Genomic DNA, 13,440 nt, shown 5'->3' with positions numbered 1-13,440 from the left:
CGCTTCGCGCCAGGCCTCGGCGGCGCCCTGCTCGTCCTGGGCGTCGAGCCAGGCGCGGTGGCGCGGGTAGTCCGGCGGGGCGGGCAGCTCGATGTCCGCGTAGGCGTGCAGGAGTTCACGGACGAGGAGGGGCAACGACCAGCCGTCGAGGACCAGATGGTGTCCGGTGAGGACGAGTTCGCAGGCCTCCGAGCGGCGGACGAGCGTGGTGCGCAGCAGCGGTGGGGCGGACAGGTCGAAGCGACGGCGGCGGTCGTCGTCGGCCCGCCGCACGGCGCGCCGTTCCTGCTCCTTCGGCTTGCGGCGGCGCAGGTCGAGTTCGTCGAAGTCCGGTTCCGCTTCGGCGTGCACGCGCTGGGTCCAGCCGTCCTCGTCGCCGGTGAACGCGGTGCGCAGGGGCGCGTGGCGATGGATGACGGTGCGCAGGGCGGTGCGCAGGCGCTCGCTGTCGAGGTCTCCGGCGAGGCGGATGACGACCTGGACGTGGTAGACGTCCAGCGGCTCGCCGCCGGTGGCGGTGGCCCCCGGGCCGTCGTACTGGGAGAGGAAGAGCAGCCCTTCCTGGAGTGGGGTGAGCCGGCCGGGGGCGCCGTCGTCCGGTGCGACGGGCAGGGCGGAGGGCCCGGCCGCCGGGGTGGCGCGTTCGGCGACGGCGAGCAGACCGCTGACGGTGCGGTGGCGGAAGACGTCCTGCGGGGTGAAGACGAGTCCGGCCTTGCGGGCCGCGCCGACGAGCTGGATGGACAGGATGCTGTCGCCGCCGAGGGCGAAGAAGCTGTCGTCGACGCCGATGTGTTCGGCCCGCAGGAGTTCCGCGAAGAGGGCGGCGAGCCGCAGCTCCTCGTCCGTCCGGGGTGCGGTGCGGGTCTCCGGTGAACTGAGGCGGGGCGCCGGGAGTGCGGCGCGGTCGAGCTTGCCGTTGGCGGTGACCGGCAGGGCGGGCAGCGGGATCAGGGCGGTGGGGACGAGGTGGGCGGGCAGCCGGGCGGCGAGGTGTTCGTCCAGACCGGTGGGCAGCGCGGCGCTTTCCTCCGTATGGAAGTCGACTCGGGGAACGACGCGGGGAACGACTCGGGGAACGACGTAGCCGATCAGGTGGGTGGCGCCGGTGGCGGTGTCCTCGTAGGCCACCACCGCGCAGCCGGCGACCTCGGGGTGGGCGTCGAGTGCGGCGCGGATCTCGCCGGGCTCGACGCGCTGACCGCGCAGCTTGATCTGGTCGTCGACGCGTCCGAGGTGCTCCAGTCGCCCGTCGGCCCGCAGCCGGGCCAGGTCGCCGGTGCGGTAGAGGCGGCTGCCGGGCGGGCCGTACGGGTCGGCGACGAAGCGGGTCGCGGTGAGGGCGGCGCGGCCGTGGTAGCCGTGGGCCAGTTGGGCTCCGGCGAGGTACAGCTCGCCCGCCGCGCCGGGCGGGGCCGGGCGCAGCCGTTCGTCCAGTACGAGGGCGGTGGTGTTCCAAACCGGGCGGCCGATCGGGATGTGCCCCGCGGCGATATCGGCGGCGGTGACGGGGTGGGCGGTGACGTCGACGGCGGCCTCGGTCGGCCCGTAGAGGTTGTGGAGCTCGGTGTGCGGGGCGAGTCGCAGCAGTCCGTCGGCGGCCGCCGGGGTCAGGGTCTCGCCGCTGGCCAGGACGCGGCGCAGCGAAGCGCAGTCGTCGGGTGCGGCGACGCCGGTGAAGGCGGTGAGCATCGACGGCACGAAGTGGACGGTGGTGACGCGGTGTTCGCGCAGCAGCCGGGCGAGGGCGGCCGGGTCGCGGTGGTCGTCCGGTCCGGCGGTGACGAGGGTGGCCCCGGCGAGCAGCGGCCAGAAGAGTTCCCAGACGGACACGTCGAAGGTGGCCGGGGTCTTGAGGAGGACGCGGTCCTCGTCGGTGAGTTGGTAGGCGTCCTGGGCCCAGCGGAGCCGGTTGGCGACGGCGCTGTGCGGCACGGAGACGCCCTTGGGGCGGCCGGTGGAGCCGGAGGTGAAGAGGAGGTAGGCGGGGTCGGCGGGGCGGGGCGTGTCGAGGACGGTGGTGAAGCGGGGCACCTCGTCGGCGGTGATGTCGAGGACCGGCAGGCCGTCCAGAGCGTCCTCGGGCAGCGGCACGGCCGGGTCGGTGAGCAGCAGGACCGCTTGCCCGTCCTGGAGTTGGGACCTGATGCGGGCGGCCGGGAGGTCCGGGTCGAGCGGCAGGTAGGCGGCCCCGGCGCGCTGGACGGCGTGGACGGCGAGGACGAGTTCGGCGGAGCGCGGCAGGGCGACGGCCACGGTGTCGCCGCGTCGGACGTCGTGTTCGGCGAGAAGTCCGGCGAGCCGGTCGGCCTCGGTGTCGAACTCGCCGTAGCTCCAGCTGCGGGTGCCGTCGCGCAGGGCTTCGGCGGCCGGGGTGCGGGCGGCCTGTTCGCGCACCAGGTCGATGAGGGTGCGCCCGGGCAGCTCGGCCTGGGGTCCGGTGGAGGCGGCGAGCACCTGCCCGGTCTCGGCCTCGTCCAGGACGGGCACCCGGTCCACGGGCAGGTCGGGGTGGGCGCAGAGCCGCTGGAGGAGGGCGGTCAGCCGGCGGGCGAGGGCCTCGACGGTCGGGCGGTCGAAGAGGGCCGTGCGGTAGTTGAGGGCGGCGCGCAGCCCGTCCGTACCGGGTTCCTCGACGACGGCGAGCGTCAGGTCGAACTTCGCGGCGCGGGTCTCGACGAGTTCCGCCTCGGCGGTGCCGGGGCCGAAGGGGTGGGTGCGGTCGGGGGCGTTCTGGTGGATCAGGGCGACCTGGAAGAGCGGGTGGCGGGAGAGCGAGCGGTCCGGGGCGAGGGCGTCGACGAGGCGTTCGAAGGGCAGGTCGCCGTGGTCGAAGGCGTCGAGGTCCACCGCGCGGACCCGGGCGAGGAGTTCGGCGAAGGTGGGGCTGCCGGAGGTGTCGGTGCGCAGGACGACGGTGTTGGCGATCAGGCCCGGCAGCTCTTCCAGGGCGGGTTCGCCGCGGCCGCTGAGTGTGGTGCCGATCGGCAGGTCGTGGCCCGCCCCGTGTGCCGTGAGGAGTACGGCGAGGGCGGACTGGAGCACCATGAAGAGGGTCGCGCCGCCCTCGCGGGCGATCCGGACCGCGGCCCGGTGGGCGTCGGCGGGGAGGGTGAACTCCACGGAGTCGCCGCGCTCGTCCACCTCCGCCGGCCGGGGCCGGTCCAGGGGCAGGGCGATCTCCTGGGGTGCTCCGGCGAGTGCGGTGCGCCAGTAGGCCAGCAGCCCGTCCTCCCGGGCGGCGGTCGCCTTCCGGTGCCAGAGGGTGTAGTCGGCGTACTGGAGGGCGGGGGCGGCCGGTGGCGTACGGTCCGGGTCGAGTTCGGCGGCGTACAGCTGGGCGAGGTCCCGTACGAGGGGTCCGGTGGAGGCCTCGTCGTAGGCGATGTGGTGGACCACGAGCAGCAGGGCCCGCTCGTCGCCGGGGCCGGTGAGCAGGTGGGCGCGGAGCGGGGGCCGGTCGGCCAGGTCGAAGGGCTCGGCCGCGAGCCGCCGGGCCGCGTCCTCGATGCTCTCGCCGTCCAGGAGCGCGGTCGTCAGGGGTACGGGGGCGGCCTCGGGCAGCACCTGCTGGACCGGGCGCCCCTCGTGTTCGGGGTAGCAGGTGCGCAGGATCTCGTGGCGTCGGGTGAGGGCGGTGAGCGCGCGGCCGAGGGCGTCCGCGTCGAGGGGGCCGTGCAGCCGCAGCAACAGCGGCACGGCGTAGGTGACGGCGGAGCCGCCGAGCCGGTGGAGGAACCACAGCCGGGCCTGGGCGGGTGACAGCGGGAGCCGGTCGGAGCGTTCAGCGGCCGGGGCGAGCGCGGGGACGCGGGCGTCCGGGGTGCGGGTGAGTCCGGTGAGGCGCGCCGCGAGCGCGGCGACCGTGGGGGCTTCGAAGAGGGCCCGGACCGGGACGTCGAGGCCGAGTTCGGCGCGGACGCGTCCGGCGAGGCGGGTGACCAGCAGGGAGTGGCCGCCGAGGGCGAAGAAATCCTCGTCCACGGCGACGGGGTCGCGGCCGAGGACCTCGCCGTAGAGCCGGGCGATCAGGCGTTCCTGCGCGGTGCGGGGAGCGCGTCCGGTGGACGGCCCGTCCGAAGCGGCGTCGGGGAGGGGCAGGGCGGCCCGGTCGAGCTTGCCGTTGGCGGTCAGCGGCAGCCGGTCCAGGCCGACGAACGCAGTCGGCACCATGTATTCGGGCAGTCGGGCCGTGCAGGCGGCGCGCAGGTCGGCGGCCGGGACGCCGCCGGTCGTGTAGGCGACGAGGCCGGGTCCGGTGGGCAGGTCCTCGCGCAGCAGGACGGCGGCGGCGCGTGCTCCGCCCGCGTCGCACAGCACGGTCTCGATCTCGGCGGTCTCGATGCGGAACCCGCGCAGCGACACCTGGCTGTCGGCCCGGCCGAGGTAGTGGAGGATGCCGTCGGCGGACCAGCGGGCGAGGTCGCCGCTGCGGTACATCCGGGTTCCGGGCGCGCCGAACGGGTCGGCGACGAAGCGTTCGGCGGTCAGCGGGTGGCGGCCCCGGTAGCCGCGGGCCAGGCCGGCCCCGGCGACGTACAGCTCACCGGTCACACCGGGCGGCACGGGCCGCAGCCGCCGGTCCAGGACGTAGGTCCGCAGGTCGTCGATGGCCCGGCCGACGGGGCTCACACCCGGGACGGGCGCGCCGGGGCCGAGGTCGTGGGTGGTGACGTGCACGGTGGTCTCGGTGATCCCGTACATGTTGACCACCCGGGGTGCGCCGGGGGTCCGGAGCCAGGGGGCGAGGCGGGCGGGGTCGAGGGCCTCGCCGCCGAGGACGATGAGGCGCAGGGCGGGCGGGATGCCGGGCGAGCCGGGGGCGGTGAGGGCTTCGGTGAGCTGGTAGCAGGCGGACGGGGTCTGGTTGAGGACGGTGACGCCCTCGTGGTGCAGCAGCGCCAGGAAATCGTCCGGGGACCGGGTGACGGTGTGCGGGACGACGACGAGGCGGCCGCCGTGGAGGAGGGCGCCCCACATCTCCCAGACGGAGAAGTCGAAGGCGTAGCTGTGGAAGAGCGTCCAGACGTCGTCGGGGCCGAAGGCGTCCTCGGCGGTGGCGTCGAAGAGGCGGGCGAGGTTGCGGCCGGTGACGACGACGCCCTTGGGGCGGCCGGTGGAGCCCGAGGTGTAGATGAGGTAGGCGGCGTTGTCCTGGTGGTGCGGCGTGGTGCGTTCGGCGTCGGTGACCGGTCCGTGCGGCTGTCGCCGCCAACTCCCGGCGTGCGGTTCCTCGTCGAGGACGAGCACGGGGGCGGTGCAGGTGACGGGGGTGCTGGAGACGGTCGCGGTGTCGGTGAGGACGAGGGCGGGGGCGGCGTCCTGGAGGGTCCAGGCGATGCGGTCCTGCGGATGGGCGGGGTCGACGGGGACGTAGGCGGCCCCGGACTTGGCGACGGCGAGGACCGCTTCGACGAGGGCCGTGGAGCGGGGCAGCAGCAGGGCGACCCGGTCCTCGGGGCCGATGCCGTACGAGATGAGCAGCCGGGCCAACGCGTTGGTACGGGCGTCGAGTTCGGCGTAAGTGAGGGTGTCGCCCTCGTGGGTGAGGGCGGGGGCTCCGGGGTGTTCGGCGGCGGCGCGGGCGAAGCGGTCGAGGACGGACGGGCCGCCCCGGTGGTCGCCGGTCGGGTTCCACCGGCGCAGGACGGTGTCCTCCTCCCCCGCGGTGAGGAGGCCGATGGAGCCGATCGGGGTGTCGGGGTGGGCGACCGCGCGGGCCAGGAGGGTCACCAGCCGCTCGGCGAGGGTCCAGACGGTGGTGGCGTCGAACAGGTCGGCGCTGTAGTTGATCGCCCCGTCGATGCCACCGCCGGCGAGGTGGTCGGTGAACCCGACGATGAGGTCGAACTTCGCGGTGTCCGTCTCCCGCAGGGTGAACGCGGCGTCGACGCCGGGCGCGGTGAACGGGACCGGGGTGCGGTTCTGGTAGGTCAGCATCACCTGGAACAGCGGGTTGGCCGGGCCGCGTTCGGGGTTGGCCTCCTCCACGACCCGTTCGAAGGGCAGGTCGGCGTGGTCGAAGGCGTCGAGGTCCACGGCCCTGACCCGGTCCAGGAGTTCACGGAAGGACGGGTCGCCGGACAGGTCGGTGCGCAGGACGAGCGTGTTGACGAAGAAGCCGATCAGGTCTTCCGTACGCCGATCGGTCCGGCCGGCGGTCGGGACGCCGAGGGGGATGTCGTCCCCGGCCCCGAGTCCGGCGAGCAGGGCGCACAGCGCGGCCTGGGTCACCATGAACGGCGTTACCCCGGCGTCGGCGGCCAGCGAGCGCAGCCCGGAGGCGACCTCGTCGGGGAGGGTGAAGGGGACGAACCCGCCGCGTCCGGTGGGTGTTTCGGGCCGGGGCCGGTCGGTGGGCAGGTCGAGGGCGGCGGGTGCGCCGTGGAGCGTGCGCCGCCAGAAGTCCGCCTGGATCTGGAGGTGGCCGCCGTCCAGGAGGGTGCGCTGCCAGTGGGCGTAGTCGGTGTAGTGGGCGAGGAGGGGTGGCAGGTCGGGGGCGTCTCCGGCGAGCCGGGCCCGGTAGGCGGCGGACAGGTCGGTGAGCAGCGGGTCGACGGACCATTCGTCGGCGGCGATGTGGTGGATCAGCAGCAGGACGGTGGTGCGGTCCGGCTCGGTGAGTACGGTGACGCGGAAGGGCGGTTCGGTGGCGAGGTCGAAGGGTTCGGCGCTGAGGTCGGCGAGCAACTCCTCTGCCTCTTCGGGGCTTTGAACGGGCCGTACGCGAACGGGTGCGGGCCGGTCCAGGATGTGCTGGGCCGGTGCCCCGTCGGCCTCGGGGAACACGGTGCGCAGCACGGCGTGCCGTTCGGCGAGGTCGCCGACGGCGGCGGTCAGGGCATCGTGGTCGACCTCGCCGGTGAGGGTGAGGACGAAGGGCAGGTGGTAGCCGGGGCCGGGCTGGAGCCGGCTCAGGAACCACAGCCGCGCCTGGGCGGGCGAGAGCGGCAACGGCCCTTCGTGTACGGCGGGTTCGAGCGCGGGCAGCGGGGCGGCCGGAGGCGTGGAGTGGGCGGCGAGCGCGGCGACGGTCGGGGTGTCGAAGATCTGCCGGACCGGCAGCGGGTGGCCGAGCACGTCGGCGGCCCGGCCCGCCAGCCGTGCGGCGAGCAGGGAGTGGCCGCCGAGGGCGAAGAAGTCGGCGTCCGCGCCCACGTGTTCGAGGCCGAGCAGATCGGCGAAGAGCGCGGCGAGCAGTTCCTCGCGCTGTCCGGCCGGGGCGCGTCCGGCGGATGCGGCGGTGGGCCGGGGTGCGGGCAGGGCGGCGCGGTCGAGCTTGCCGTTCGGGGTGAGCGGGAGGGCGTCGAGCGGCAGGCAGAGGTCCGGGACGAGGTGGCCGGGCAGCACAGTGCGCAGCTCCTCGCGGACCCGGGCCGCGGTGGCCGCCCGGGTCTCGGGGGTACCGGTGAGCCCGGTGAGGTGGGCGATCAGGCGGGGGGCCGGGTCGGACGGGTCCTGGTGGGCGACGACGGCCGCGTCCTCGACTTCCGGGTGGGCGCGGAGGGCTGCGGCCACCTCGCCGGGTTCGATGCGGTGGCCGCGGATCTTCACCTGGTGGTCGGCGCGGCCGACGATCTCCAGGGTGCCGTCGGTGCGCAGCCGGGCGAGGTCGCCGGTGCGGTACATGCGGGCCCCGGGCGGGCCGCCGGGCTCGGCGGTGAAGCGTTCGGCGGTCTGTCCCGGGCGGCCCAGATAGCCGAGGGCCAGTCCGTCGCCCGCGAGATACAGCTCACCGGTCACTCCGGCGGGCAGCGGGACCAGGCCCCGGCCGAGGACCAGGGCGCGGGTGTTCCACAGCGGGGTGCCGATGTGCGGGGCCTCGGCGGCCGTCGCGTCGAGGGCGCCGGAGGTGGACCAGATGGTGGTCTCGGTGGGCCCGTAGAGGTTGACGAGCTCCGCGCCGTGGGCGACGAGCCGCCGGGCGAGGTCGGGGGCGAGGGCCTCTCCCCCGGCGAGGGCGAGCAGCCCGTCGACCGCGCCGGGCCGGGCGTCCAGGAGGGCTCGCCACAGGGAGGGGGTGGCCTGCATGACGGTGGGGCGGGCGGAGTCGATGAGCCCGGCGAGGAGGGCGGGGTCGCGGACCTGTTCCCGGTCGGCGAGGACCACCGTACCGCCGGTGATCAACGGCAGGAACAGCTCCAGGACGGCGATGTCGAAGCCGACGGTGGTGACCGCGAGGAGCCGTTCGGATCCGCGGAAGCGCAGGGTGTCGGCCAGGCAGAGCAGGAAGTTGACGACGGCGGCCCGGGTGACGACCACGCCCTTGGGGCGGCCGGTGGAGCCCGAGGTGTGAATGACGTACGCGGGTGCGTCGCCGTGGGCGGGCCGGGGCGCGAGCGGTACGGCGTCGGCGGCGGCGCGCACGGTCGCGGGGTCGTCCAGGAGGAGGGCGATGCGCGGGTCCGTGCCGAGGGAGCGGGCGGTGGCGCGGTCGGTGACGAGGAGCGCCGGTGCGGCGTCGGCCAGCAGCAACCGGATGCGGTCCGCCGGGAAGTCGGGGTCGACGGGGAGATAGGCGGCTCCGGTCCGGCCGACGGCGAGCAGGGTGATCAGGAGGTCGGCGTTGCGGGGCAGGCTGACGCCGACGAGGACGCCGGGGCCCGCCCCGCGTTCGGCCAGCAGCCGGGCCAGCCGGGCGGAGCGCTCGTCGAGTTCCGCGTAGCTGATCTCGTCGGCCCCGCTGACCAGGGCGGTACGGGCGGGGGTGCGGGCGGCCTGGGCGGCGCACAGCTCGGCCGGCGAGGTGGCCGGGACGGGGTGTGGCTCGGGCGTCGCGACCGCCGCGCCGAGAAGGGTGCCGGGGACCGTTCCGAGGGTGACGACGGGGCGCTCGGGGGCGGCGGTGGCCTGGTCGAGGACGTGCAGCAGCGCCCGGGCGAAGCGGTCGGCGGCGGAGGCGTCCCAGAGGTCGGTGCGGTATTCGAGCTGTCCGGTCGCGCCGGTCGCCGGGTCCTCGCTGATGGTGCACTGGAGGTCGAACTTGGCGGTACCGGTCGGCACGAGACGGGGCCGGCCGGTCTGGCCGGGCAGCACGGGCCGGTCGGGGAACTCCTCCCGTACGGCGAACAGCACCTGGAACAGCGGGCTCACGCCCGGCAGGCGGGGCGGGTTGACCTCGGCCACGATGCGCTCCAGCGGGAGGCGCTGGTGGGCGAGGGCCGCGAGGTCGTCGTCCCTGGTGCGCTCCAGCAGGTCGAGGAAGCTGGGTGTGCCGTGCAGTCTGGTGCGCAACGGCAGGGTGTTGATGAAGAAGCCGACGCTGTCGCGGAGCGCCTCGTCGTCGCGGCCCGCGACCGGGGTGCCGATGACCAGGTCGTCGCCGCAGCCGAGTTGGGAGAGGGTGGCGGCGAACGCCGCGTGCAGCACCATGAAGGTCGTGGTGCGGGTGCGGCGGGCCAACGCCCGTACGCGCTGGTGCAGTTCGGCATCGAGGGCGAAGTCGTGGGTGCGAGCGGGGCCGCCGGTCCGGGCGGGCCGGGGCCGGGCCCAGGGCAGGGTGAGCTGTTCGGGGGCTCCGCTCAGCCGGTTGCGCCAGTGGTCCGCGTCCGCGTCCTCGTTCGCGGCCACGACGTCCTGCTGCCAGAGCGTGAAGTCGGCGTGGTCCACGGGCAGGCGCGGCAGCAAGGGGGCGGCGCCGGAGAGGCGGGCGGCGTAGGCGGCGGCGAGATCGTCGAGGAGCGGCGGCAGGGACCATTCGTCGGCGGCGATGTGGTGCAGGACGAGCAGCAGGGTCTGCCGGACGGGCTCACCGCCCTCGGGCACGGCCCCTCGCGGTTCACCGCCCTCGGGCTCGGGCTCGGCCTCGGTCGCCGTGGTGAACAGCACGGCGCGCAAGGGCGTTTCGCGCTCCACGGCGAAAGGCTTCGCCGCCTCCGCCACGATGCGGTCCGCCAAGTCCGCCCCGGGCAAAGTGACTTCGCCGAGTTCCGGCTCCGCCGACGCGGGGTCCAGCACATGCTGCCAGGCCTCTTCGTCATGGACGGGCAGCACGGTGCGCAGGATCTCGTGGCGGGCGGCGACATCGGCGAGCGCACGGCGCAGCGCGGCCGGGTCGAGCCGGCCCGTGATATCGAGGGCGAGCGGGATGTTGTACGAGCCGTCCTCGCCCTGGCTGCGGGCGAGGAACCACAGCCGCCGCTGCCCGAAGGAGAGCGGCGGCCGCTCGGGCCGGGGCCGCCGGACCAGCGGAGGCACTGCCCCGGCCGTACGCCGGGAGGCCTCGGCCTTTTCCAGGACGGCGGCCAGCCGGGCCGGGGTGGGGTGGTCGAAGACGACGCGTACGGGCAGTTCGGCCCCGGTACGGGAGCGCAGCGCGGTCACCAGGCGGGCGGCGGACAGCGAGTGGCCGCCGAGGAGGAAGAAGTCGTCGTCGGGCGCCGCGCCGCTCCGGCCCAGCACCTCGGCGAACAGCTCGCACAGCAGCGACTCCGCCCCGGAGCGCGGGGCACGCCCGGCCGCGGGGCGGGCGGTGGGCCCGACGGCGGGCAGCGCCGCCCGGTCGGTCTTGCCGTTCGGCGTCAGCGGCAGCCGGTCCAGCGCCACGAAGTGGCCGGGCACCAGGTGCTCGGGGAGCTGCTCGGCGAGCGCGGCGCGCAGCGGTTCGGCCCAGGAGCCGTCGCCGCCTGCCCCGACCTCGGCGGCGGCCTCCTTCTCCGTACGAGCGGACTCGTGCCCCGTCCGTACGAGAACGCAGTACGCGGCGAGCGTCAGGTCGCCGCCCGGGGTGGGGACGGCGGTGACGGCGGCCTCCGCGACCGAGGGGTGCGCCAGCAGGGCGGCCTCGATCTCGCCGGGCTCCACGCGGTGGCCGCGGATCTTGACCTGGTGGTCGGCGCGCCCCAGCACCTCCAAGGTGCCGTCGTCGCGGAACCGGGCCAGGTCGCCGGTCCGGTACATCCGGCCGCCGGGTGTTCCGTGGGGGTCGGCGACGAAGCGTTCGGCGGTCAGTGCGGGGCGGCCGAGGTAGCCGTCGGCGACCCCGTCGCCCGCGAGGTGCAGTTCGCCGGTCACGCCGACGGGTGCGGGGGCGAGGGTGCGGTCCAGGACGTAGGCGCGGGTGCGGCGCACGGGCCGGCCGATGTGCGGCGGGGTGCCGCGGCCGAGGACGGCCGCGGTGGACCAGACGGTGGTCTCGGTGGGCCCGTAGAGGTTGACGAGTCCGTTCGCGTGCCGGGTCAGGATGTCCGCCAGATCGGCGGGCAGCGGCTCTCCCCCGCTGAGCGCCCGCAGGCCGCCGAGGGCGTCCGGGGCGGCGTCGGCGAGGACGCGCCAGAGCGAGGGGGTGGCCTGCATCACGGTGGGTGCGCTCGACCGGATGAGCGCGGCGAGCGCGAAGGGGTCGCGGACCTCGTCGTCGGCCGCGAGCACCACGGTGGCCCCGGCGAGGAGCGGGACGAAGAGTTCGAGGGCGGCGATGTCGAAGGAGACGGTGGTGACCGCGAGCAGGCGGTCCTCGCCGGACAGGTCGAGCAGCCGGCCCATGGCGGCCAGGAGGTTGGCGAGTGCCTGCCGGGGCACCACGACGCCCTTGGGGCGGCCGGTGGAGCCGGAGGTGTGGATGACATAGGCCGGGTCTCCCGGGCCGGCCTCCGCCGACGGCACCGGACCGGCGGCCTCGGCTCCCGGGGTCACGTCCGCCTCCGCGCCCGGGACGGTTCCGCCCGGGACCGTCCCGTCCGGGGCGACCGTGAGCAGCGGCAGGTCCGCGCCCCAGGGGTGGTCCCGGTCGGTGACCAGCAGGAGGGGCCGGCTGTCCGTCAGCATGTGCCGGAGCCGGTCGGCCGGGTAGCGCGGGTCCAGCGGTACGTACGCGGCTCCCGCCGACGCCACGGCCAGCAGCGCGACCAGGAGCGCCTCGCTCCGGGGCAGGGCGACGGCGATCAGGCTGCCCCGGCCCGCGCCCCGGGCCCGGAGGGCCGCTGCCAGACGGTCGGCCCGGTCCGCCAGCTCCGCGTAGGTGAGGTGGGCGTCGCCGTGGCGGAGGGCCACCGCGTGCGGGGTGCGGCGGACCTGCGCGGCGAAGCCCTCGGCGAGGCCGGGGGCCGGGGCGGCTTCGGCGTCCTTGTCGGCGGGGGTGTTGAACTCTTCCAGGACGCGCCGGTGTTCGGCCTCGCCGAGGAGTCCGACGCGGGCTGCCGGGAGGTCGGGCTCCGCGCGGGAGAGCCGGTCCAGGAGGGTGGCGAAGCGGTGGAGGTGGGCGTCAAGCTCCTCGGCTCCGTACAGGTCGGGGTTGCCGTCCAGGACGAGGTCGAGTCCGGTGAGGCCGGTGTCCGGTGCGCCCCGTCCGTTCACCGTGACGTTGAGGTCCTCGACGGCTCCGGCGGCCAGTGAGTGGACCGCGCCCGCGCAGTCTCCGAAGGCGAGTTCGGTGGTGAACGGCTTGATGTTCAGCTGGGGGCCGACGAGCCGTCTGCCGTGCCCGAACAGCTGGAGGTCGCGGCGGAGTTGCTCGCCCCGGTAGCGCTGGTGGCGGCGCTGTCGGCGCAGGGTGCGGGTGATGCGGCGCAGGAGGTCGCCGACCGGTTCGCGTTCGTCGACGGTGACGCGGAGCGGGACGACGTTGACGGCGGTGACGGGGGTGCGGGCGAGGACGCTGCCCGTGCGGTTGCTGACGGGCAGCCCGATGACGGCCTCGGGTGCGGCGGTGAGCCGGGTCAGATACAGCGCCCACGCGGCGGTCACCGCCTCCGGCCAGGTGGCGCGGGACCGCTGGGCGAACGCGGCGAGCCGTTCGGCGTCCTCGGCTCCGAGGGTGAGGCGGCTGCGCAGGGAGCGAGGGGCGACACGGGCGGGTGCGGTGCGGGCCGGGGTCGGCGGGTGCGGCCGGTCGGCCAGCAGCTCGTGCCAGAACCGGGCGTCGAGGGTGTGCTGTTCGGATCCGGTGTAGCGCCGGTCCTCCTCGACGGCGTCGCGGAGCGAGCCGAACGAGGCCGCGGGGGCTTCGGTGCCCGCGCACGCGTGGCCGTAGAGCTCGGCGACGCGTTCGGCGAGGCGGGCGTAGCCGTAGGCGTCGAGCAGGATGTGGTGGCAGCGGTGGTACCAGAGCCATCGCTCGTCGCCGGTGCGCAGCAGCGCGTGCCGGTGGAGCGGGCCGCGCTCGATGTCGACCGGGGTGGAGCGCTCCTCCTCCATCCAGGCCAGGGCGGCGGTGTGCGGGTCGTCGGCGGTGCGCAGGTCAAGGACGTCGGGGTCGGCCGGAAGGAGCACGCCGGTCTCCTGGTGGACGTCGTCGCCGTCGGCGGTGAAGCGTACGGAGAGCCCGTCGGCCTCGCCGACGGCCCGGGTCACGGCCGCCGTGAACGCCCGCTCGTCCAGCGGTCCGGTCAACTCGACGTACTCCGCGGTGAGATACACGGGGTTCGCCGGGTCGAGTCGCTGCGCGGACCAGAGACCGAGCTGGGCCTCGGTCAGCGGCAGGCGTTCGCGGTGGGTACTCAT

The 13,440-nt window shown here is 75.4% G+C and carries 1 protein-coding gene (cut by a window edge); it reads right to left on the bottom strand.

The annotated features are described in order from the left end of the window. Positions 1-13,440, bottom strand: partial view of a non-ribosomal peptide synthase/polyketide synthase gene (locus G3I54_RS11675; RefSeq protein WP_164613775.1) — the 5' portion only. Its footprint begins 4,233 nt before the window's first position; the window shows 13,440 of its 17,673 coding nt (coding positions 1-13,440); the start codon lies at positions 13,438-13,440; the stop codon falls past the left edge of the window.

The sequence above is a fragment of the Streptomyces sp. SID14515 genome, from assembly GCF_010548505.1.
GTDB classification, from domain to species: domain Bacteria; phylum Actinomycetota; class Actinomycetes; order Streptomycetales; family Streptomycetaceae; genus Streptomyces; species Streptomyces caviscabies.
The sequence above is the reverse complement of the archived record's forward strand: the minus strand, read 5'-3'. Positions and strand labels throughout refer to the sequence as shown.